This is a genomic window from Stenotrophomonas sp. YJH_SMC_130 (genome assembly GCF_059369035.1).
In genome coordinates, this window is sequence record NZ_JCAFSH010000001.1 from 767,591 (window position 1) to 788,943 (window position 21,353).

21 protein-coding genes are annotated in these 21,353 nt (G+C 65.7%); all 21 read right to left on the minus strand.

The annotated features are described in order from the left end of the window. Nucleotides 1-66: 66 nt before the first annotated feature. Complete coding sequence (locus AC5P5V_RS03680; RefSeq protein ID WP_495215814.1) at nucleotides 67-2,865, minus strand: hypothetical protein; 2,799 nt, start codon at nucleotides 2,863-2,865, stop codon at nucleotides 67-69. Nucleotides 2,866-2,907: 42 nt separating this feature from the next. Then, nucleotides 2,908-7,482: a tape measure protein gene (locus AC5P5V_RS03685; RefSeq protein WP_235643128.1), complete on the minus strand. Its 4,575-nt coding sequence runs from the start codon at nucleotides 7,480-7,482 to the stop codon at nucleotides 2,908-2,910. 88 nt (nucleotides 7,483-7,570) lie between these two features. Further along, entirely contained in the window at nucleotides 7,571-7,921 is a 351-nt protein-coding gene (locus AC5P5V_RS03690; protein WP_235643129.1) for a hypothetical protein, read from the minus strand. Between the two features lie 74 nt (nucleotides 7,922-7,995). Next, complete coding sequence (locus tag AC5P5V_RS03695) at nucleotides 7,996-8,757, minus strand: hypothetical protein (RefSeq protein ID WP_235643130.1); 762 nt, start codon at nucleotides 8,755-8,757, stop codon at nucleotides 7,996-7,998. Between the two features lie 223 nt (nucleotides 8,758-8,980). Continuing rightward, a complete protein-coding gene (locus AC5P5V_RS03700; protein ID WP_235643131.1) occupies nucleotides 8,981-10,948 on the minus strand; it encodes a hypothetical protein in 1,968 nt (655 codons plus the stop codon). 2 nt (nucleotides 10,949-10,950) lie between these two features. Continuing rightward, a complete protein-coding gene (locus tag AC5P5V_RS03705) occupies nucleotides 10,951-11,187 on the minus strand; it encodes a hypothetical protein (protein ID WP_231109155.1) in 237 nt (78 codons plus the stop codon). A 56-nt stretch (nucleotides 11,188-11,243) separates the two neighbouring features. After that, nucleotides 11,244-11,618, minus strand: a complete 375-nt coding sequence (locus AC5P5V_RS03710) for a hypothetical protein (protein WP_053497214.1) — start codon at nucleotides 11,616-11,618, stop codon at nucleotides 11,244-11,246. Between the two features lie 125 nt (nucleotides 11,619-11,743). Next, entirely contained in the window at nucleotides 11,744-12,217 is a 474-nt protein-coding gene (locus AC5P5V_RS03715; protein ID WP_049450663.1) for a phage tail tube protein, read from the minus strand. Nucleotides 12,218-12,295: 78 nt separating this feature from the next. Next, complete coding sequence (gene gp17, locus AC5P5V_RS03720; RefSeq protein WP_235643132.1) at nucleotides 12,296-12,658, minus strand: tail completion protein gp17; 363 nt, start codon at nucleotides 12,656-12,658, stop codon at nucleotides 12,296-12,298. Then, entirely contained in the window at nucleotides 12,655-13,158 is a 504-nt protein-coding gene (locus tag AC5P5V_RS03725) for an HK97-gp10 family putative phage morphogenesis protein (RefSeq protein ID WP_235643133.1), read from the minus strand. Before AC5P5V_RS03725 ends, gp17 begins: the two co-directional genes overlap by 4 nt. Then, the gene (locus AC5P5V_RS03730) at nucleotides 13,151-13,486 is read right to left on the minus strand and encodes a phage head closure protein (protein WP_111096867.1); all 336 of its coding nucleotides are present in this window, start codon (nucleotides 13,484-13,486) and stop codon (nucleotides 13,151-13,153) included. Before AC5P5V_RS03730 ends, AC5P5V_RS03725 begins: the two co-directional genes overlap by 8 nt. Continuing rightward, the gene (locus tag AC5P5V_RS03735) at nucleotides 13,483-13,962 is read right to left on the minus strand and encodes a head-tail connector protein (RefSeq protein WP_235643134.1); all 480 of its coding nucleotides are present in this window, start codon (nucleotides 13,960-13,962) and stop codon (nucleotides 13,483-13,485) included. Before AC5P5V_RS03735 ends, AC5P5V_RS03730 begins: the two co-directional genes overlap by 4 nt. Nucleotide 13,963: 1 nt before the next feature. Continuing rightward, entirely contained in the window at nucleotides 13,964-14,434 is a 471-nt protein-coding gene (locus AC5P5V_RS03740; RefSeq protein ID WP_235643135.1) for a hypothetical protein, read from the minus strand. A 63-nt stretch (nucleotides 14,435-14,497) separates the two neighbouring features. Next, nucleotides 14,498-15,748 carry a phage major capsid protein gene (locus AC5P5V_RS03745; RefSeq protein WP_111096865.1) on the minus strand — a complete coding sequence of 417 codons (1,251 nt, stop codon included), beginning with the start codon at nucleotides 15,746-15,748 and terminating at the stop codon, nucleotides 14,498-14,500. 11 nt (nucleotides 15,749-15,759) lie between these two features. Next, nucleotides 15,760-16,602 carry a head maturation protease, ClpP-related gene (locus tag AC5P5V_RS03750; RefSeq protein WP_235643136.1) on the minus strand — a complete coding sequence of 281 codons (843 nt, stop codon included), beginning with the start codon at nucleotides 16,600-16,602 and terminating at the stop codon, nucleotides 15,760-15,762. Then, nucleotides 16,580-17,842, minus strand: coding sequence for a phage portal protein (locus AC5P5V_RS03755; RefSeq protein WP_235643137.1), 1,263 nt, complete (start codon nucleotides 17,840-17,842; stop codon nucleotides 16,580-16,582). Before AC5P5V_RS03755 ends, AC5P5V_RS03750 begins: the two co-directional genes overlap by 23 nt. An 8-nt stretch (nucleotides 17,843-17,850) precedes the next feature. Beyond that, a complete protein-coding gene (locus tag AC5P5V_RS03760) occupies nucleotides 17,851-19,731 on the minus strand; it encodes a terminase large subunit (protein WP_111096862.1) in 1,881 nt (626 codons plus the stop codon). Beyond that, entirely contained in the window at nucleotides 19,688-20,065 is a 378-nt protein-coding gene (locus tag AC5P5V_RS03765) for a hypothetical protein (RefSeq protein WP_235643138.1), read from the minus strand. The genes AC5P5V_RS03760 and AC5P5V_RS03765 overlap by 44 nt, the downstream gene beginning before the upstream one ends. A 151-nt stretch (nucleotides 20,066-20,216) precedes the next feature. Next, nucleotides 20,217-20,540 carry an HNH endonuclease gene (locus tag AC5P5V_RS03770; protein WP_099553154.1) on the minus strand — a complete coding sequence of 108 codons (324 nt, stop codon included), beginning with the start codon at nucleotides 20,538-20,540 and terminating at the stop codon, nucleotides 20,217-20,219. Beyond that, entirely contained in the window at nucleotides 20,540-20,803 is a 264-nt protein-coding gene (locus tag AC5P5V_RS03775) for a hypothetical protein (protein ID WP_099553153.1), read from the minus strand. The genes AC5P5V_RS03770 and AC5P5V_RS03775 overlap by 1 nt, the downstream gene beginning before the upstream one ends. Before the next feature lie 162 nt (nucleotides 20,804-20,965). Then, on the minus strand, nucleotides 20,966-21,328 hold the full coding sequence (locus tag AC5P5V_RS03780; protein ID WP_235643139.1) for a DUF1064 domain-containing protein: 363 nt from the start codon (nucleotides 21,326-21,328) through the stop codon (nucleotides 20,966-20,968). Nucleotides 21,329-21,353 lie beyond the last annotated feature (25 nt).

Here is a 21,353-nt window from a genome sequence, read left to right on the forward strand (position 1 = left end):
TGTTCTCTGCTGTTGATCGCCCACGGCAAAGCGGGCCGGACATGCCGGCCCGTGCCTTGAGCTGTTTCAGTTCTCGACCGAGATGATCGACAGGCTCTGCGTGATGGACTGCTGCTGGAACGAGCCGGACTCGTGCCTAACGTCCTGTTCGGTGAAACTGGTGATCACCGCGCGGTAGGTCATCGTCTGCGCACTGGTGCTGGTGTCGTTCACGGTGAATGACCCGCCCCAGGTGGACGTGGCGTTGTCAGGGCCATCCTGTTCATTGAGGATCACTACCGAACCGCTGACGTTCAGCACCTGCCACAACGACTCAGCGCCCTCCCCCACCCGGCGGTAGACCTCCACACGCGCCGTGTTCTGGCCCGCGCCGGCAACGAAGCCGTCGCTGCCATAGGTGGTCTTCGTCCGCACATGTCGACGGGAAAAGCTGACCGTGACGCTCCGCACGCGGCCGTTGGTGGCGAATGGACCATTGACCAGTTCCACGCCGACCGTCTGAGTGGTCGTCGTCTGGACCGCGTTACGCAGGATGCCCGCCGACAGCTGGCCACCGAAGTAGGCACTGCCGTTGGCATCCATCCACATCACGGCGTTGGCCTTCGACGCAGCACCCGCACCGACGTTCGGCCCGAAGTAGTCGACCAGGTTGTCGCCGGCGGCACCGAAGTTGGTTCCGATGATGCGCTGAGCAGATCCTTTCCAGACGCGAAGGAAGCCTCCGCGCCACTCCATCCCCTCACTGGCTCCGGGCGAGATGACCTCAAACGTGTTGCTGGAAAAGCGGGTGTTGATGACCTGGCCGTTGTTCTCGATGACCATGCCGCCGATCAGCGGGCCGCTGCCGCTGTTGGCGATGACGTTCAGGAACGCCCGCGCCAACACCTGGGTCAGCCCGTTCTCGTTCTGCACGACGCGAGCCTCCATGCCCTGGACCACTTCGGCGCTGGCCTTGCTGTCCACCTCAGCCTTCACCGATTGCAGTTGGCCAGTGAATGCCTCGATGCCCTGCTCGGTCACGTCGACCCGGGCGCTGATCTCCTCGACGTAGTCCGCTGAGGCTTTCCCGTCCAGTTCGACGCCCAGGTGCTGGATCTGCACCGCCTGGGCGCTCTGCTCCGTGGCGATGACCTCGATGGACCGCGTGGCCGTGGCCTCGAACTCGCCCAGCTCTGCCCGGACCGATTCCACCTGCTTGGCGACGGCGCGGTCGCCTTGGGCGATCACGGACTGCCAGGTCTTCACGCCCGCGCGCACGTCACGGTCCCCGGCGTTCCAGTCCCGGTCGCCCGCGTGCTTGTACGTCACCTGCGCTTCCAGCGACGACGTTCTGTCGCCGACTGCCCGGATGCCCTCCTCCGTTTCTTCCACACGGGTCGAGACGGCATCCAGCGCTTCCGCAGAGGCCACCTTGCCGTCGCCGGCGGGCATCCTCGCGGACACCCGCTCGATCGCCTCAGCGTTGGCGCTGTCGCCGTCTGCGCGCGCCTGGCGTTCCTCGGTGACGCTGGCCTCCGTAGCCACCGTCCCGTCGCCCGTCGGCATCCGCGCCTGGATCACATCGATGGCGCTGGCGTTGGCCTCATCAGCCGAGACTCGCGCATCGCGCTCAGCAGCAAACAGGCCGCTTGGAACTTGGGACAGGTCGCTGCCCTCGTAGTCGCCCCGCAGCTGCACGGCCAGCGTCTCGCGCTTGCTGGCCTCGGCCACGTCCGCCGCTACACGGGCGCGGGCTTCCTCCTGGACCAGCGCAACGCCGGCACCGGGCGTCGGACGCCCGATGGCCACCCAGTCGGTCATGAAGTAGCTGGAGACGGTCTGGGTCGCGCCGAACTGCAGCCGGATGGCGTCGACCTCACCCGGCCACCAGGCGATATCGGCCACGTCGACCGTGCCAACGCCATTGTCGTCCCACCGCGGCTCCGGGATCGCCGCCCGCTTGTCCACGTCCCACGCCTGGTCGACCAGCGTGATCCACTGCAGAAAGCCGTCCCACGCGGCGTCGCCAACGCGCTTCACCCTCAGCTTGACGAAGCGGTAGGCGCTGCCGTCGATGCCCAGGGCTGCCGGCGATTGAATATACGGGTTCTCGGTGTCGTTGGCCGGCCGCAGCCAGCCATCGACCACCGTCGGTGGCGCACCGTTGCCGGTCCACTCCTCCACGGTGGTGTCGAAGTACCAGATGCGCAGGCTGTCGAACTGAGTCCCGCTGCCAGCCGCAACCTCGGACAGCGCGCGCGACAGCGATTCCACGTCGCTCTGCCGGGTTTGCGTCTCCAGCGTGATGGCAGCCTCGCGCTCGAGGCGTTCATTCAGCAGGCCGTCGACCCGGGCCTGCGCCTCCTGTGCGATCGCCTCCATTGCGTCGGACACCCCACGCTGCCGCAGATCCGCCTCAGCCAGAAGATCCCGCGCAGCGGCAGCCAGGCCATCGGCCCGCGCGGCCGCTTCTGCGGCATCTGCCTCCATTCGGTCTGCGATCTCCTTCGTGATCCGCTCCGTCTGCTTGATCAGCTCGGCCGTGGTAGGCGGTGGCGTAGCCTCCACGACTGAGCCCGAGCCCGGCCGGCCGCGCACGGTCGGCGTGATCTTGAACCACCACTTGGTGCCGGTGTTGTCGCTGTAGAAGTAGCGCGTGTCGGTGGTCCGATAGATCTCGGTCCATGGCCCCTCCGGAGAGGGGCCACGCTCGACCACGTACACGACGCCGGCCAGATCGACCGCCGGCCATTCCAGCAGCACACCGTCGGCCACCGGGTTGGGGGTCACCCCATCCACCGGTGGCACCTCGGGTGGCCGGTGCACGACCGGGAACCAGTTCGAGTAGCGCGGCGCCGCCGGAGACGGCGACGGCAGCGCGCCCACGCCGATCTCCACCAGCGTGAGTTTCCTTGCTTGCATTGCGGATTACCTCGCGTTGAGTGCCTGGCGCAGCGCGTTGCTGCTGGAGGCGCGGACGCCCTGGGTGGTGGTGGACAGCAGCTCGCGAAGCAACTGGTTCTGCTCGGTGAGCAGAGCATTGCTCTGCTGCACAGCCGCCGTGGTTTGGGACTGCGACTCGTTGTTCACCACCAGGTCGAACACCGCACGGCTGAAGTTGTCCGGCAGGGCCTCGATCGCGTCCGCCAGCTGTCCCATGCTGGTGCCGTCCTCGGTGTTCAGGTCGCCGACCTTCATGCCGTCGATGAGCCCTGTCACCTGGTCGTACAACCCGTTGTAGTCCTTGCCGCTGGCGTACAGGTTCCGGCCAAAGCCAAGTGCGGCCTGCGCCGCCGCCTGGGCCGCGCTGGTGTCGCCACCGGCCACGGCCCGCTCCAGCTCCTTCATGGCCTCGCCGAGCTTCTGCTGGTCCGTCAGCGGCGACAGGTCGCTGATCGACAGGCCGTACTGCATGGCCTTCTTATCCTTGTCGATCTGCGCCTGCAGCTTGCCCATGTTCATCGCGCGCAGCGCTTCGATCTTGGCCAGATCCTCGGCACGGGCGCCGGACAGGCCCAGGGCCTTGGCGTAGTCGTTGGCCGACTTCACCTGCTGCCGGTACGTCCGCTCGATGCTGAGGGCCTGCTGCTGGTAGCTGGACAGGTCGCCGGTCATAAGCTGCGTGGAAACGTCCGCCATCAGCGAAGCGTAGTTCCCAAGCAATCCGGTCACCTTCTCGACCTGGGTGGCCAGGTCCGTGCCGGCAACGCTGGCCAGGTCCTGGAAGTAGTCCACCGCCTTGTTGACCTTGTCGACCTCCATCCCGTTGAGGGCGCGGCCCAGCTCGTCGGCATTGCCCACCGCCAGTGCGATCGACGCGCTCAGCGCGTTGAACACATCCGACGCCTCGAAGTAGCCGTCCAGCTGGCCTCCGAAGCCGGCAGCCTTCACCGCCTCGGTGAACAGCCGGTTGGTCATGTCACCGAGGTACGCCTCCAGCTGCGACTTGGCCTCGGCGGAGTCCGCCGACAGCTGCAGCTTGCCCAGGCTCACCCGCACGCCACCCAGCTGCTGGGTCAGGTCGACGCCGAGCTGCTTGGCCAGGCCCGTTGCCGCACCGCGGACCTGACGGGCGGCCATGTCGAACGTGCGATCGATGCCGGGATCGACAGCGCCATACTGCGTCCACTTTTTGTCGGACCGGAACAAGCCACCCTTCTGCTTGATATCGGCGTAGGTCTGGCCGTCGAAGCCACCGAACCCATACGAGCCGGTCAAGCCCTGGCCGGTGATCTTCGGCGCGCCGCGGCCGAAAAGCTTGGCGTGGATGCTCGACCCGGACAGGATCGATGCGACCTTGTCATTGAACCCCAGCCCGCGGAACGTCTTATCGGCGAGGCCCACCGCGCCGGCCGTTGCGATCTTGCCGGCCCAGCTCTCCCCGTTGGCGATGTTCCAGCCCTGATCGAACAGCTCGGCGTTCTTCATCATGCCGGCCACGATCCAGCCGATGATCGGGACCGCCGCAGCAGCAGATCCAGCCGCACCGGCACCAGCAGCAGCGGAAGAACCACCCGCTGCGGCTGCGCCGCCACCGGTAAGGGCGGCAACGTTGTTGCCGAAGCCGAGCAGACTGCCGGCGCTGGCGCCGCTGCTCGCCGCACCCGCGCCCGCACTGAACAGCCCCTGGCCCTTGGACAGCAGCCCGGCTATGGTCCCCAGGTTCTGACCGCCGCCGGCGGCGCCATTGCCACCGAACAGCCCCATGATGCTCTGCAGGCTCAGGCCACCGCCCTGGCCGTTCATCCCGTTGAGGATCTGCGTCTGGATCGGGATCACGATCTTCTGCTGCAGAAACTCGCGCGCCAGGTCACGCAGCCCGCGCTTGGCGGCATCCTTCAGGTCGTCCCACAGGTTGTCGAAGTCGCGCATGCCGCTGGCAACGAAGTCGGCCATGGCGTCGGCGGCATCGCCCACACCGTTGACTACCACGTTCGCCCACGCCTCAACGTTGGCAGCGGCCTCCTCCACGCGCAGCGACAGATCGGCCGATGCTCGGGCGGCGTCCAGCATGGCCTGCTCGTACTGCTCGTAGCTCGCCGCCCCCTTGGACAGCGCCAGCGCTTCCTTGCTGCCAGCAGCCTCCACCGCCTTCTGCAGCTCCTGCCGCATGTCCCGCTCGTTCATCATCTCGCGCCGCGACAGCTCGCGCGCACGGCCGACCTTGCCGAGCATGGCGACCTCGGCATCCATCGTCGCAAGCAGCGCCTCGGGGCTGGCCAGGGCCTTCTTGATCTCCGCGCTGGACTGTTCCAACGCCTTCTGCGACTCCAGGACCAGCGTGTTGTACGCGGCCCGCTCGATGCGCCCTTCCTTCAGCGCTTCCTTCAGCTTGTCCTCGAGCAGTTTCTGTCGCTCGGTGGCCTCGGCCAGCGGCCCGGCCATGGTTGCCGCGGCCATTGCAGCCTGCTCGTTGTAGCGCTTGATCGCTTCCGCATCTGCCTTGCGATCCTTGGCGCCGGCGCGCTCTGCGGCTGCCGACGCCTTGCGCGACTCCGTGAAGTTCTTCTGCGCAGCGGCCAGCTCCGTCTGGAGCCGGATGTACTGTGCACCCTGCTCGATGTACTGCTTGACCTTGGGATCATCGCGCTTGGAGAAGTCGACGCCGCTGGCTTGGGCCTCCTTGAACCAGTCATTCACGTCCAGCTTTGCGACTTCGGCCGCGCTCTTGCCGACGCGGGCGAGCTGGCCCGGCAGCGACTGCATTGCAGACGCGATGCGCTTGCCCGCGGCGCCCGCCGAGTCGCCCAGAACGTTGAACGAACCCGACAGGGCGTCGGTTGCGCTCTTCGCTTGGCTACTGCTGCCCGTGAAGGCGTCGAGGATCGCACGCTTACGATCGACCTCCCTGCCAGCAGTCGCCGCGGCAGCGGTCTCTTCCGTGAGGCTCTTGGCCACGGCGGCTGCGGCCGGCGAGCCCTCAATCATCGCCTTCCAGGCCGCGTCCAGCCCGCTCGCGAAGTCATCCGCGCTGATCTTCCCCGCCTTGAATGCCGCGTCCAGCCGTTCCGTCTCCTGGATGAACGCAGATGCCTGGCCGACGGCGGAGAAGTTTGTAGCAGCCGCAACCATCTCGGTGATGGAACCCGTGATGGTTCGATAGTTCGCATCGATCTCCTTCTGCAGGCGCAGAATCTCGCCGGCCTGCTGTTGGCGATTGAGTTCGCGGAACTTCTCGATGGCGGTGTCAGCGGCGCCGCCAAAGTCAATGAGCGCCGCCGCCGCTGTGTTGGTGTTGTCCCGGAAGAGCAGCCAGCCGGCTGCCGCCGTCGCCAGCATCGTAACGATGCCCGCGGGGCCACCAAGCACTGACAACGTCGCCGAGCCAGCACGCGCCAGCCACCCAGCGTTTGCCGTCGCGGCCTGAGCCTGTGCTTGCGCGAGCAGCAACGTCGCCTGCCTGTGCTCGAGCGTCGCGGCAGCAGCCTTGGCACTTACCGAAACGCTTCCGCCGATCACCAGCATCCGGCGGGCTTCGGCCTGAGCATCCAGCATTGCCGCTCGCGTACGAAGCTCCAACTGCTGAGCGGCTGCCAGACTCTGCGCGGCTGCAGCGCGATCTGCGGCGACCGCAGCGTTTGCCGCCGCAACCCGCGACAGAAGCGCCTTCACCAATGGGCCGGAGGCCACTGCGGCGCTGGCAACGGCGACCGTCTGAAGGTTGCTGCCCAGCAGGCCAATGCCAGCAGCAAGTGCCTGGGAGGCGCCAGTCGCATCGTCCGCGCGCCCGATCATCTCCGAAAGATTGGTATTGAGCAGGGTCAGTGACTGGCCAACCGTCGCGTCCATCTTGCCGAACGCGTCGTCAACCGCACTGGCCTGGCGCTGGAGAGCGTTGATTACCTGGTCAGCGCTCAACTTTCCGGCTTGCCCAAGTTCGCGCAGCTTGCCCATCGGGACATTCAGCCCCTTAGCAATCTCTTGCGCGAGCGCCGGAGCGCCTTCCAGCACTGAATTCAGTTCCTCACCCCGGAGTGCGCCAGATGCGAACGCCTGCCCCAACTGAATCAACGCGCCCTCGGCCGCTGCCGCGCTGCTGCCACTGATCACCATCGTTTTGCTGATGGTCTCGACGACTCGCGCAAGACCCGCTCCGGAAAGCCCCAGTGCGTCCTGATTCATTGCGATGCGCTGATACAGCTCGGCGGTCGCGCCGAGCGGCTGCCGCGTAGCCTTGGCGATCTGCACAACGTCTTGCTGGGCAGCGACGAACGCCGCTTGGTCTTTGGTGACGAGACGAAGCCGGTTGTTCAGGTTGGTCCACTCATCGGCCTTCCCAATCACGGCTTTCACCGCCGCCAAGGCCGAGGTCATCCCAACAGCTTCGAAGGCCACGCGGCGGAATCCAGCAGACACCTCATCCGCGCCACGACGCGAAGCATCCGACATTGATGCCTGGATTGTCTCCATGTCGCGCTTTACAACACGCGCGGCCTTCCCGCTGTCTCTCTCGAACGAACCCGACTTCAGCAACAGGTCTACGGTAAGGGTGTAAAGGCTCATGCCGTCATCCACAAAAAAAGCCCGCACATGGCGGGCCGAGATGGGTACAAAAAAGCCGCCCCATTGGGCGGCTTCTGTTGACGATCGCTCAGTCGGAGGACGATCTTCGGATCACTTCGTCGTTGATCACCAGCTCCTTCAGGAAGTGGCCATCCAACGACATGGTGCATCGCGCGGTGGAGTCGACGTTTGCGCCGAAACCGTTCATCAGCGTCAGCCCCTCACCATGCTTCCACTGGACGATGATTTGACCGCTGGCGCTGCGGACCGAGGCCGGTTGCGGGATCTTCGCCGAGGATGGGTTCTTGGCCGACTCTTTGACCCATTGCTGGCAATTCTTGCTCGCCTCGCGGTAGGCGCGTTGCTCTGGCGACGTGCCGCCACAGGAGGCAAGGAGCATCCCCGAGGCCAGCACGACGGCAGCCGCTGTCAAAGCCATTGGATTTCTCATTGCGATCCCCGTGTCAGTCTTCCACGCCGATTCTCGCACTCTCTTAGAGCCTCAACAAACAGCTACGCCGGAACCTCTTCGAATTCCATGTATCCGGTGAAGTACTGCCGGCTTATGTTCTCCGCCGACGGTAGCTGTGTCGGATAGCCGTAGAGCGCCGACCGCGCCGCCAGCAGCGGGTCGAACGCCTTGCTGACCATGTCCCGGTACTGCGGCACAACGCAGGAGCGCCGGCGCCCCGCGATCGCTGCCGCCACCGTCTCCCAATCGGTCCCGCCCAGTCCACCGCCGCGCACGGCAGCTGTCGCCCGGCCGGACAAGGTGCACGTCAGCCGGCGGTACAGAGGCCCAGGAACCGTGTTGACCTGCCCACCCTTGGTGCGGGTGTGCACGCTGGTGTCGATCGTGGCCACCGCCCAGCCGTCGCTGATGCCCACCTCAACTGCCCGGAAGATCGCGATCTCGCCCACGTCCACGTTCGTGGCAGTTGTGGCGATCTCGACGGACACTGTCGAGAGCAGGGCGCTGGCCTGCGGAAACAGCCACGCGCACACACTACCGTCGGGCAGTCGCACGGTGGTCCCGGTCGCGCCAGCAGCGCTCACCTGCACGCCGGGCGGGATGTTGAGGCCGAGGACGGCGACGATCTCCGGCACAACGGCCTCGGCCAGGGTGATCGTGATCGCCAGCGAACCGGTGCGCCGGATCCGCGACGATCGCCCCGGCTTGCCATCGAAGAGCGCCGCGCCCTGGTCGTTCGACAACCACGTTCCACCGGTGAGGGTAGCCGTTTCCACCGCCGGCATGCCATATCCAATCAACATTCAAGATCTCCCGACGGCACCCATGCGAACGGGCTGAGCTGCCCGGTAGCGGGAAGCATCGTCATCGCCCATTCGCCGGCATACTCTCCTTCCTCGATCAACCAGCACGCCTTCCACTTGGCCTCCTGACCGATGAGGTCCGAGGCCCCAGGCACCAAGTCGTCTCGGCGCCGCGGCTGGAACTTCGCGACCACTACATCGAATTGGCGAACGTCTCGCATACCTAGCCCCACAGGGTAAGCACCACGTCCCCCGTGGCAGGGTTGCGCTCCACGCGCCGCACCAGCACCGGCTTGCCGTCGGCCAGGCCGTAGCGGCTGTAGGTCAGCCGGCCGATCTGACCAGGGAGCGGAGCCATGTCCTGATCACCGCGAATGGCGACCTGGTAGAAGAACCGCTGCCGCTGATACATCGCCACGACGCGGTTGATCTCGGCCTGCGCATCGGCGGCATGCCAGAACAGCGAAATGACCGGATCGGCGGCGTCGGCGCGGCGGTAGTGTGCGTCCAGTGCGCCCGCAGCGAACACCTGACCTCGGTAGAGGCCCGTCAGCTCGTCACGGCGGCTCTGCGGCACGTCCACCACGTCGGTGACGAGGTCGGAGGCGCCGAGGGCCTGCGCGTTCGGCCGGTAGGCCATGCGCCGGGTGAGATTGGGTGCGTCGTCCGGGACGCCGACCAGGTCGCTGGCCATGTCGGCTTCCGAGATCTCAAACGTCGGCTGCCCCTGGTAGGTCTCCGGTGCGACCACCTGCACGAAGCGCAGTACACCGGTGGGATCCTGGTAGCACCCGACACCGTAGCTGGGCAGCATCGCGTTCAGGGCATCCCTGCCCGTGATGGCGGCTCCGGCGTAGTAGCCGATACCGGCGTAGCCGGTTGCAGCGTCCACGGCTGCACAGTCCGCTGCCGACCAAGCCCCTGCCCCGAGGCGAGCCATCACGTCGCCCACGGCCTGCTCCAGGCGCGCCGGGGCCATGCCGGGGCCGATGCTCGAACCATCGACCACCACAGGGGTGACGGGCGGAGATTTCAGCAGCAGCTGCTGGCCGTCCGGCACCATGCTAAAGGTGCCGTCTTCCATCAGATCGCCACGGTCCATCACAGCGTTTACGTGCACCGGGCTGTCGGCCAGGAACATCGCTGTCGCATCCGAATTGGCGCCGGCTGCCGGCACGCTGGCCACCGCGCCGATCACTACCGGCTGCGGCTTCCAGGCCAGCGACGTGATGTTGGGCAGGAACACGCCCCGGTTGATGGTCTGGCCCAGGTAGTCGTGCGCGTCACGCAGATGCAGAGTCTTGCTGCCGTCGTCGTTCACCTCGATCTGATCGATGACACAGCGGAACACCGGAGCGGCGTCGGCGAGCATGCCGCCGTCATCCACCTGCAGGATGCGCACCGCAGCCCCCGAGGCACCGGACAATGCCAGGTCATCCAGCAGCCCCTCGGCGTCGGCGGCCACGCATTCCGCCGCCGCCGTCTGCGATACCGGATCGCCCCCCCAGGGCCAGAAGCTCAGCTCCTGGACGAGGTTGACGCCCTCGGCGACCAGCCCTTCGTAACGGGCATTGGCCGGGCTATCGCCTGGTGCGGAGAGCCAGTCATCGTCGGCCAGCCGCGTGGTCGGCGCCTGGACCTGGTCCAGCTTCCAACCGGCAACAGCGGCATCGCTGCGGGCGCCCCACTGCCCAGCGTTTACGGCCAGACACAGCCCACCGGCCTTCGTCGCAGCCAGTGCGGCGGCGAAGTGGAGCGGACCGGACAGCAGCAGGTCGCGCTGGTGGACCAGCGCGCCGTTGAGGTACAGGTGGAGCCTGGAGGGACTGCCGAAGGAGACCCGCATCCCGACGATATCGCCCAGCGCGACCACGGGCAGACCAGTTGCGATCGCGCCAATGCCTTGGATCAGGCGACCCGTGGCCAGTTCCCAGCCGATGCCCTCCCCGTTCGCGCCCGGCGCTTGGCTGAGGGGCGCTGCTGCCGTGACAAAGCCCACGACGGCCGAGAGGTCGTCATCGCCCCACAGCGCGAACTCGACGCCGACAACGCCGGCGCTGAGGGCAAAGTCGGACCGGGCGCAGCGGTTGAGGTCGGCTGCTGCCGTCGTGGCAAGAGTGAGCCCACCGTCGCGCGCAGCGAGCAGCGGGCCGATCGGGAGGGCGGCAAAGCGCCCAAAGGTGTCGGTCATGGCTATCCCAGTCGATCGAACCAGTCCTGTGCCTCGTCCTCCTCGGAACGTGGTACGAGGGTTTCCAGGTACTCCTGAAAGGAGCGCTTGGTGCCGCCCTGGCTGTGTGAGGCGGTGATGTACGCGGCGAAGGCAGCGGGCTTGATGTGGAGGCTTACGGGGTCGATGGGATTCCGCTTATGGAACTCCCACCACTCCAGGAACTCCCGGCGCGACATGCTCGCCTGCAGCTCGGACACCGTGCGATGCAGGTGGCCGGCGAGGACCTTCCAGAACCAGTCCTCGCCGCGCTGCCTCAGCCGTTTCCCGCGTCGGCCTGGGCTTGGGCAGCATCCTCGCCGAAGCCGGAATGCTTCATGGCCACGCGCTGCAGCTCAGCGGCCACCAGGGGCTTGAGCTGGGCGGCCTGCTCCACGTTCATGACGGGCTTGCCGTCCTCGTCGCAGATGGTCGCTGCGATCAGCTTGGCGCGATCGCCTTCGCCCCACAGCTTGCGGAACTCCGCGTCCGGCAGCTCGCGCACATGGAACTGTGCCTTGGCCCCGTTGGGCAAGGTGATCGTGTCGGCGCGAACGTCCTTGGAGGCGAACATGCCCAGGTTGGTGAACGATTGCAGGATGCTCACGGGCTGCTGCGGCTGGGTTTGGGTGGTTTCGCTGGTCTTGCTCATTGGCCGTTTCCTTGAATGGCGACAGGGCGCGCGGGCCGCGCACGGCTAACACGCGGAGGATCCGCGCGCCCTGTCAGAGAGATGGCCCGCCGGAGCGGGCCTGGGTGTGCGCCGTTGCCGCAGCCTTACGGCGTCGGGCGGTGCGTGGTGACGGCGCCGGAGCCGCGGATGGTGATGGTCGCTTTCCAGACGTCGTTGTCCTGGCTGGTCACTGCGAAGTTCTGCACGAAGCCGTCGAACTGCTTGGACAGCACGGTGTCCGGCGGGGTGATCTTGCCGGCAACGGCGGTCGGCTTGGCCACGCCTTCGGTTTCCGACAGCGGCGCGGTCACCAGCCAGTTCACGACGGCACCGGTCTCATGCAGCTCTTCCAGCTTCTCGTGGTCGACGCTGTCGTAGATGATCTCGATGCTGGTGCTGCCGGTCTGCTTGCGGCCGGCGACGAACTGGTCCCAGTCGTCGTCGTAATCGGAGATATCGATCTCCGACGCCTGGCCATCGGGGAAGCCGACCGTACGCAGGCGGGTCACCTTGATGACCTCGGCCGCGGCGATGGCGACGAACAGCTGCGTGTGCTTCGACTTGATTACCTGTCCCATAGGGGTTTCCTTGTGTTGCGCCCGTCGCCGGGCAAGAGAAAGGCCCCTTGCGGGGCCAGTGGGTTGCCGTTGTGTGGTTCAGCGCAGTTGCAGGAGCCTGGCGTCGAAGGAGATGCCAAAGGCGTCCGTGCCGTCGCTGTCAGGCGTCGGGTTGTAAGACTCGATGCTGCCCACGCGCTCGATCGCTTCGCGGATGGCGACGGCCGCGCCGTTGGCCTGCGTCATGGCTTTGCCCCACACGGTTAATCGGACTCGCCAGCCGTCGGCCGGCGGCGCATCGGACAGCATCGCGGTGGGCGATCCGCCGACCACCTCCCACGTCGCGTAGGGCAGTGCTGCATCCTGTGGCGCGGTTCCCGGCCACAACCGGATCGGGTCGCCCAGCACGTGCCGAACCGCTGCATCACCCTGCAGCAGGGACTGGATCAGGGGAACCATCATCGCCAGCCATCCTTCTTGAGCTGCTTGTCGAGCGCCGCCCAGGTTTCATTGATGATCACCTGCGCCGCCTCCGGCCCTTTGGCCTCGCCTGCCGGCGTGAGGAACGGCTCGGCCCTCATCTTTCTGGTGCCGAATTCCTTGAAGCGCCAGTAATAGGCCCAGCCCGCCTCCTCATATACCTTCCCGACGCGGCCGCGGCGCCGGTTGCGCTTGGTGTTGGCGTACTTGCGCCGGCGACCGGTCTTAACCCCGACCGTGTAGTACTCGCCGCCTTGGCCTACACCTGCGCGCTGTCGGCTCTTGGAGTTGGCCCGGCGGGTGACGATTTGAGACGCCATGAAGCCCGTTGCTTTCGGTGCGCGGCGCCTGGCGTCGTCCCGGATGACATTGCCGCCTTTTCGCATGCCGGCCTGGACCGCCCTTCCCTGTATGGCCTTGGGAGCCTCCCGCAGCGAGCGCAGCAGGCCGTCCAGCCCCTGAATTGACACTTGCTCAGACATTGATCAACCCCGCTACGGCGATGATCGCGATCTCGCTCCGGTCGTTGCTGGGTGCGATGCTCTTGATGTCGAAGGCGCGGCCACGGAACACGATCCGCCACTGAGGATCAACGTCACGCGGGCGGATATCGAACCGAACCTGCTCCCGGTAGCGCTCGGCACCGGCGGCGACCGCTTCCGTCGTCGCCGCAAGATTGTTGGTGGTCTTGGCCCACACGCTCACAACCTCGACCCACACCGGCTTACCTGGGCCGCCCAGGGGGTCGCGCCCATCTGTTTTGCGCTCGAAGCGGATACGGTGCTGCAGGTCGCCATCTAGAAGCGTCACGGCATCATCACCCTTCGGTATGGACGCAGGAGACTCTTGGCGCCGTTGGGAAGCTCCACCGCCTGAGCCCCAACGATCACGTCCGTGCGGTTCGCGTAGAGATGACCGAGCGTCAGCAGGATGGCAGAGAAGATGCTGGGATTCGTAACAACGCCGTGGATGCAGGCCTCCGCCTTTGCTGTCGCCTCCCGATGGGCAACAACTGCCAGCCGTATCGCGGCAGTGCGCTCGTCCCCATCCTCAATGAACATTGCGTCTGCCAGCGCCTGACTTTTTGCGAGCGAGGCGGCCCTCACTGCGGCTGGATAGCTGCTCCGTGCTAGAGCCAAGGCGCCAGCGTCCTCGTAGATCTGCCGATTGAGGTATGCCTGCGCTGCATCCTGCGCGCCGGCAATGGCGGCCTGCAGCTGTTCCTCGGGGTAATCGGCCTCAACTCGCACATGCGAGCGGGCTTGTGCGAGTGAGACGATGGGCATATCAGTCCTTCTTCCCTTCGGCCAGAGCAGCGGCCAGCTTTTCCGCCCCCCAACGCTTGTCGAACGGGATACCTGCGGCTTCAAGCTGCGCCATCAGGGCTGGCTTGTCTTCGCCAGCGACCTGGCCCTTGTCATCCTTGCCGGAGAGCTTGTCGACGGTCTCGGCGATCAGCGCCTCGCGTTCGCTGTCCTCGAGCGCGTTCCAGTCCTCCACCGACAGCCCCGAGGCTGCGTGTGCCCGGCCAACCACGTCGCCCAGCGACAGGACTGTACCGTCGGAAAGCTCCAAGCTCGCCGGCTGAACACCGGATCCCAGCAGGAACGGGGGCGGTGTGTCTGCCTTCAGGCTGAGCGCACCGACAGAGAGTGCGCCAGCCTCCAACTCAGGCGGGCAGTCGTCGCCGGCAACGAACTGGACCGGATAGATCTCGCCTTCCGGCACTCCACGGAAGGGCTTGATGAACTTCGCCATTGCGGCTCCTCGATCACAGGGGTGGATGCCGGGCGGCACGATGCCGCCCGGCTGGTGGGGTGATTAGGCCGCAGCCGCGATCTTGAGGGCGCGCATCGGCTCCGGGTTGTGCACGCCGCCGCCCACGCGCTTGGTGGTGTAGAACATCACGTAGGGCTTGTTGGTGTACGGGTCGCGCAGCACGCGCACGCCCTTGCGGTCGTACACGGTGTAGGTCTGCTTGAAGTCGCCGAACAGGGCAGCGACAGCGTTGGCTGCCACATCGGGGATGGCCGCCACGTCCTGCACGGCGAAGCCCGCCAGGGTCGAAGGCTGACCGGCCACCAGCGACGGCTGCCACAGGTAGTTGCCCTGCGCATCCTTCAGCTTGCGGACCACACCCTGCGTCTTGCGATTCAGCGCGAACTTGGCGCCCGCGGTGAATGCCGATGGCAGGTCATAGACCAGGTCCAGAATGCTGTCACCGTTGATGCCGGCCGCCACCCCGCTGTTCACGACCTTGATAGCACCGAACGGATGCTTCGCGGCATTGGCCCCACCGTCCACGTAGGTCAGGATGCCGAAGGGCTTGTTGACGCCATTGCCGGAGAAGAACGCATCGCCCTCCTGCTTGGCGAACTCCAGCTCGACCTCGCCGGCCAGCCATGCCTCCAGGTCAATCTCAGCATCGTCCAGCAGCTGCTGGGTCGCCGCCGGATTGGCGTAGATCTCGCCCCAGCCGAAGCTGAGCGGACGCAGCTTCGCCGTTGCAGTCTCCGGGCGTGGATCTTCTTCGCCCACCCAGCCCGACGAAGTGCCGCCGGTGTTGTAAAGCTTGGTCAGGCCCGCCCCGGAGCACGGCTGCACGTTGGCCAGCTGGCGCATGTCCGAGACGATGACCAGGCGGTCGGTGATGGAACGGTCCCATTCGACCGGTGCCAGGTAACCGCCCTCATCGGCCGCGCCCTTGTTGAGGGCCGCCTGCACTTCACCCTTGCGGAAGTGTGCACGGAACGAATCGGTGTATTCGGCGTCGGCCACGCCGCTGCCGGCGCTGCCGCCGCCCATCTGGAACGCGGCCATCTGGGTGTTGGCTTGGTCGACCGCCGCCTGAAGGCGGGTGATGTCGGCATTGATGTTGTCGACCTTGAGGGCCTGCAGTGCATCGGCGCTGCCCTTCTTGATCTCTTCCAGCTGCTTGGTGTGCTCGGCCTTGAACTCGGCAAACGCCTTGTTCAGCGACTCCACCAGCGCCTTCACGTCGGGCTGGCTGCCGCCATCGGCGTGCACGGAAACGAGGCCGCGCGGGACGCGGCCGTGGGTCATCTTGGTCATGTGTTGGCCTCTTAGGCTTTGATGTTGTCGAGTAGGCCCTGCAACAGGGCCGAGGTTTCGTTGCCGCCAGCGCTCGGCGTGGCGGACCCGGCAGCGCTCGGCTTGCCGTTGAACAGCGATTTCAAGGTGTCGCGCCGCATGGAGCGGGAGTGGCCTGCCTTGGCCATCGCCGCCTCCACCAAGGCCAGCGCCTTGCGCCCGCCCGATGCTTGCTTGGCATCCTTGGTGGCAGCAGCTCCATCAAGCAGACCATCGGCAAAGCCGTCCTCTACCGCTTGGGCGGCGCCGATCCAGGTCTCTTCGTCCATCATCCGGGCAGCTTCCGCCTCGGTGACGCCCGAGCGGGCCGCGTAGACCTTGGCCATAGCCGTGTCGAAGGGCTCCAGCAGCCTTGCCGCGTCGGCCATATCGTGCCGATTGCCGATGGCCACCGCCCAAGCGTTGTGGATCATTAGGAACGATCCGTCGCCCATCAGGATCTCGTCGCCGGCCATCGCGATCACCGACGCCGCCGACGCGGCCAGGCCCATGACCTGGACGGTCACTCTGCCTGGATGCTCGCGCAGCACGTTGTAAATGGCGACCCCTTCGAAGAAGTCACCGCCAGGCGAGTTGATGTTCACCACCACGTCCTTGTCGCCGATCGCGCGAAGGGCGGCGCTGATGCGCTTGGCGGTGACGCCGGTTCCCTCCCAGTTCTCGCCGATGGAGTCATAGATCGAGATGCTGTTCGCGTCGTTGCCGGCGGCGCGGACTTCGGGCTCCCAGCGTTCGAGCGCGTCGGGGCGCATGTCGAACTGGGCTGCGCCGAGCCGTCGCTCAGCACGGATTTCAGGCAGCTGCCGGAGGCTCATTGCTCTTTCCCTTCTTTGTCATGGGGTTGATCAGGTCGTTGGCCCCTGGCTGATCCGATTCCGGATAGTCCAGCAGGTCGCGGATCTCGTTCTGCGTGTGGAACGGCGCCGTACCGCCGGAGCCGAGAGCGGCCTTGAAGAAGTCCGCCTGATCCTTGAGCGTGCCGCGCATCAGCGCCCGCACGTTGAACTTGGGCTGATAGCGCTCCAGATCCCGCTCGTCGATGAGCGATCGCGCGACCGCCTGCTCCCAGTTGGTGAAGTGCTCCAGCATCGTGTACTGCAGGAAGAAGATGCCCAGCTGCTCGATGCCGGTGCCCCAGCTGGTATCGCTCAGGAACAGCAGCGGACGGGGAACACCGTAGAGCCTGGCCACCTCCTCCACCTGTGCGCTGCGGTTCTCGACATGCTGGGCCTCTTGGGCGGTGCTGCCGAACTTGTTGGCCTTGGCGTTCTCCTCCAGCAGCATCCAGCGCTGCGCCGCGGCGGCGCCGGCGTATTCGGTGTCGAGGGACGTGCGCATGCGCTCGTAGGCTACGTCGCTGAGCGCATTGGGCACCTCGATGGCACCACCGGCCATGTTGCCGGTCTCAAAGATCCGACTCGCTGCCTGTTCCGCATCCAGCGCCAATCGGATAGCCCGATCTGCCAGTTTCATCCTGGACAGGCTGGTCACGCCGTCCACCGATAGGTCACGGATGTGCAGCACTTCTTCCTGCTTGAGGATGACCTCGCCACTCTTCTTGCTGTTGAACCGGTAGAGCATGCGCCAGTCGTCGCCCAGCTCTGCCCGCACCGCTGGGGAGTCAAGCGGGATAAGGTGGATTGGCCGGCCTGCCGACCACACGATCCGCGCGTAGGCATCCCCGTGCCGCTGCCTGGCCAGCTCCATCTGCCGCTTGAACTCCAATGGCGTCTGCCACGGATTCGGCTTGATCTTCAGCAGGCGGTGCGCGGGATGCTCGTCGGCTATCCGCTTCTTCCTGCCCGACTCGACCAGGTTCAGGGGCAACATGCCGATGGTTCCGCAAATCAGGGACAGGCAGCGGAGTACCGCCATATTGCGCAGCTGGTAGCCACCGCCGCCGTGGCCGCCCTGTGATCGGATGAACTCCAACAGTGCCGGATCATTCATTCCCGTGAACTGGCCGGCCTCAGCGCGTGCGCTGCGTGGCGCCGCCGGCGGCGGATTCCAGAGCCGGTCCAGCGACTTAAGGTCTTCTTCGTTGAACCTGGACATGGTTTTCCCTATAGAAATCGGATCCCGCGCTTCTCGTACACAGAAGCTGAGCGGACAAAGCTCGCGTGCGCTGCACCGATAGCCATGCACAGTGCGACGGCCGGATCGATCTTGTTGATGGACCGCTCTTTGGAGAGCCAGCGGTTATCCCATTTGTCGGTTTCGATCACCGCCGACATGAGCGCTGAAACGAGGACCGGGTTCTTCTTCAGTCGGATCCGGCCCTCCAAGAGGGCCTCTTCCAACAGGTTTAGCGAGCCGGGCATCCACATGCCCTCTGGCACCGGCTGCCCTGCTGCTTTGGCGGCCTCGGCTGCGGCTTCTAGCGGCTTGCCCTTCCTGGTGCCGCCCTGCGGGTGCTCGGCGAAGGTCAGCGAAAGGCCAATCTGTTTGGCATCGTCCTCGAAGCGGCGGAACACATACCGGTCATAGGCCATCAGCTGAATGGAGTAGCCTTGGTCGTAGTCGGCCAGCGTCTGAGCCACATGCCGGAAGCTGATCGTCTTGCCCTTCGGCGCGTGCAAGTGGCCAGCCTCGATCCACGTCCGGTAGGGCAGCTTGTCCTTCAGCTGGCGTGCGTCCACCGTGTCGCCGGGCGTCCATGCCTCAATCCAAGCGTCAAACGTCGGCTTCTCGACCACGCGCTCCTCGCCCTCCACCATGACGGTGACCGGCACGCTGCCGGTTTGGACGACGAACGCCGCAGCGGTCAGGTCGCGCACCTGCGATAGATCGAGCCCGCCATATACCGGCTTTCCGTGGTGTTCGGCAATCTCGAAGTCGGCCAATGCCGGCTCCAGCGTCGCTCGGGTCATCCATGCAGTTTCAGCATCGGTCCAGACGCAGAAGTGCAGGCGCAGCACGCCGTTCAACTGGCCGGGAATCGCCTTGGCCTGGTGAACAATGTCCCGCAGCGTCTCCTCGGTGATCGTGATCCCGAGCAACGGGTTCGCTTTGGCCCAGCAGGTCGGATCCTCCAGTGGGTCGTCGCCATCATCGAGCGCGCACACGTAACTGAAAGTGCGATCGTCCAGCGGCTCACCGACAAAGGTCGGATCGTTGACCGCCTCGGTATGCCCAGCCGCCACTTTCACCGCGTGCTCGTGCTCCTCCCAGGCAACACTGTTTCGGTCGCTGCCCGAGTTGGTGATCATGAACAGCAACGGCTGTCGCCTGAACTTGAAGCCGCGCTCGAGCATCTCGATGGCGCGCCGGTCGGGCAGCTCGTGGACTTCGTCGGCAAGAACGAAGTACGGGCGAGGACCGGAGCCTGTTCGCCCGGTGTCCCGCGAAACCGGCCGGAAGAAGCTGCCGCTCTTGTGGTGAGCGATGTTGTACTCGCGCCCCTCGCCGCCGGAGAACTCCAGACGCTTCATCAGCGCCTTTGACGCCTTAACCATCTTCACCGCGTCGGCGAACAGGATTCCGGCCTGCTCCTTCTTCGCGGCGGCGGCGTAGATCTGCGCGCCAGCCTCCCCGTCGGAGGTCATCCCATACAAACCAATGCCGCCGGCCATGGGCGACTTTCCGTTGCCCTTGCCCATCTCGATGTAGGCGCGACGGAATCGCCGGTTCCCGTCTGCTTTCTTCCAGCCAAACAGCGATCCGAGAATGAATGCCTGCGAGGGGTGCAGCTCAAAAGAGCGGCCCTCGAACTGGCCCTCGGAGAGCTTCAGAATCGTCTCGAAGTACTCAAAAACCCTTTGCGCCGCAGCTTGGTCGAAGTAGAGGCCGCGCTCGTGACCGTCTTGCAGGTCCTTCAGGTGCCGGCGGCATGCATTCCGCACATGAGGGCCGGCCACGATCTCACCTGCTACCACCGCCAGCGCATAGGCCGCAGTGCGATCAGAAGAGCTTGTCGTCGGGGTCTTCGTCCTCTTCGCCGCCATGATTCACTTTTGTCTCGTCAACCGGCGTTGCGCCGAGCTTGGAAAGCAGGGAGCCCAGCGCCTGAAGGGCAGAAACCCCCATGTCGGGGTCGGTCTCCATCCGAGCCGCCAAGATGCAGACCTGGCGCAGCAACAGCCGGTGGCCGGCATGCAGCCACGGCATGTTTTCGACCTGCTCACGCCATACCGCGATCTGCGGTTTGGTCATCCCCTTGTAGGGAGGCCCGACCGCCTTGGTCTTTTTCGGCGTCTTGCGGTCCTTGTGCCGTTTTGGGTTCTTGGCCGCTGCGCCAGAAACTGCCGCTTTTGCGGCTGGTGTCCTTGGATTTGACATTTTTTGCCCCGGTCGGGGTGTCGTCTTTCCAACTGTGGATGTGCGAAGAAAGGGGGGCGCACGTATCGCCGGGCGATCGGCCCAAACTTTTGAGCCCCCCTCCCCTTTTCGTTCAGCTTTCTGTGGATAACCCCGCGCCGGCGCTGTTTGCCTACTTGATCGGCCAACCGTCGGCGTCGCACCCCACAACCACCTGCTGGGCGTTCCCAAAGCCGCCGTCCTCGCGGGCCGTCTTCCGGCTATGGCAGCTGATGCACATCGTCCTCAGGTTCTCCGGGGCGTTGTTGTTGGGGTCGCCATCCACGTGGTCGACGTGGGCTTGGCCGCGCCCGGTGCAGAGAACACCGCAGCCATGTTCCTGGCATCGGTACAGGTCCCGAACCAGAATGGTCTCTCGCAGCGCGCGCCAAGCTCGGCTGTTCGTCGGCAGGGCGCGCTTGGCCTGCCGGTTACCGGCCAGCCCTCGCGCGCTCATCAGTAGGGCTTCCCGTCCAGGTCGACGCGCTCAGGCTCGGCACCTTCATCCTGCACGGGTGCACCGGCCTCCTCGCCCAGCAGCTGCGCCACCGCCTGCACGAGCAGGCCAACGTGCATTGCCAGCTCGGCGATCTGCTTGCCCTGCTGCTCGATGATCCCGACCAGTCGGTCAATGCGGCTGTCGGTGCTGCTCTCAATCAGACCCGCCAGGGCCGTGACAGCCGCAGCGCGCGCCACCTCTTCAATCCGTGCAGCGTCCATCACCAACCCTCGTCGTTCGCAGCACCAGGCCGCGGCGGATCCACCACTCAACCCGCTCCCAGTCCGGTTCCATTCCCGTGGCCCGGGCAAACCACACCACGGCAGCCAGATACCACCGCAGCCACCAGCGCAGGCGGACCGACGCAGTCACTGTCGCGTGCATCAGAATTCCTCCACTTCCCAGCCACCGCCGTCGCGCTTGGGCCTGACCTTCACCGCAATGAAGCGGAACGGGTACATGGCCGCGGCAATCTTGATCTTGGCCCTGGCATCGTCCTGCCAGTGCCCCTTCACCTCGTGGCACTCCATGACTCCATCGGCAGCCATGACCGCAAAGTCCGGGGTGTAGAACGTGTTGTCGGCCAGGCGCAGCTTCATGCCCTCGAACCGGTGCCACTGGACCTCGCCCGCAGCCTGCAGCGCACGCAGCCGCGCGGCATACGTAGCCTCGGTCTTGTTCATCTCGCCGGTCTTCAGCCGGCCAAGCGCCAGGATGCGGCGCTCCACCCCGTTAATTCGTCCCATCGACGAAGCACCTCGGAATCTGTCA

Bases quoted from the DNA above. Each gene is read 5' to 3' on its own strand.
- AC5P5V_RS03775 (WP_099553153.1), bottom strand. From the start codon at position 20,803: ATGGACGCTGCACGGATTGAAGAGGTGGCGCGCGCTGCGGCTGTCACG.
- AC5P5V_RS03700 (WP_235643131.1), bottom strand. From the start codon at position 10,948: ATGACCGACACCTTTGGGCGCTTTGCCGCCCTCCCGATCGGCCCGCTG.
- AC5P5V_RS03765 (WP_235643138.1), bottom strand. From the start codon at position 20,065: ATGTCAAATCCAAGGACACCAGCCGCAAAAGCGGCAGTTTCTGGCGCA.
- AC5P5V_RS03710 (WP_053497214.1), bottom strand. From the start codon at position 11,618: ATGAGCAAGACCAGCGAAACCACCCAAACCCAGCCGCAGCAGCCCGTG.
- AC5P5V_RS03750 (WP_235643136.1), bottom strand. From the start codon at position 16,602: ATGAGCCTCCGGCAGCTGCCTGAAATCCGTGCTGAGCGACGGCTCGGC.
- AC5P5V_RS03755 (WP_235643137.1), bottom strand. From the start codon at position 17,842: ATGTCCAGGTTCAACGAAGAAGACCTTAAGTCGCTGGACCGGCTCTGG.
- AC5P5V_RS03740 (WP_235643135.1), bottom strand. From the start codon at position 14,434: ATGGCGAAGTTCATCAAGCCCTTCCGTGGAGTGCCGGAAGGCGAGATC.
- AC5P5V_RS03780 (WP_235643139.1), bottom strand. From the start codon at position 21,328: ATGGGACGAATTAACGGGGTGGAGCGCCGCATCCTGGCGCTTGGCCGG.
- gp17 (WP_235643132.1), bottom strand. From the start codon at position 12,658: ATGATGGTTCCCCTGATCCAGTCCCTGCTGCAGGGTGATGCAGCGGTT.
- AC5P5V_RS03745 (WP_111096865.1), bottom strand. From the start codon at position 15,748: ATGACCAAGATGACCCACGGCCGCGTCCCGCGCGGCCTCGTTTCCGTG.
- AC5P5V_RS03770 (WP_099553154.1), bottom strand. From the start codon at position 20,540: ATGAGCGCGCGAGGGCTGGCCGGTAACCGGCAGGCCAAGCGCGCCCTG.
- AC5P5V_RS03760 (WP_111096862.1), bottom strand. From the start codon at position 19,731: ATGGCGGCGAAGAGGACGAAGACCCCGACGACAAGCTCTTCTGATCGC.
- AC5P5V_RS03685 (WP_235643128.1), bottom strand. From the start codon at position 7,482: ATGAGCCTTTACACCCTTACCGTAGACCTGTTGCTGAAGTCGGGTTCG.
- AC5P5V_RS03735 (WP_235643134.1), bottom strand. From the start codon at position 13,962: ATGCCCATCGTCTCACTCGCACAAGCCCGCTCGCATGTGCGAGTTGAG.
- AC5P5V_RS03695 (WP_235643130.1), bottom strand. From the start codon at position 8,757: ATGTTGATTGGATATGGCATGCCGGCGGTGGAAACGGCTACCCTCACC.
- AC5P5V_RS03725 (WP_235643133.1), bottom strand. From the start codon at position 13,158: ATGTCTGAGCAAGTGTCAATTCAGGGGCTGGACGGCCTGCTGCGCTCG.
- AC5P5V_RS03690 (WP_235643129.1), bottom strand. From the start codon at position 7,921: ATGGCTTTGACAGCGGCTGCCGTCGTGCTGGCCTCGGGGATGCTCCTT.
- AC5P5V_RS03715 (WP_049450663.1), bottom strand. From the start codon at position 12,217: ATGGGACAGGTAATCAAGTCGAAGCACACGCAGCTGTTCGTCGCCATC.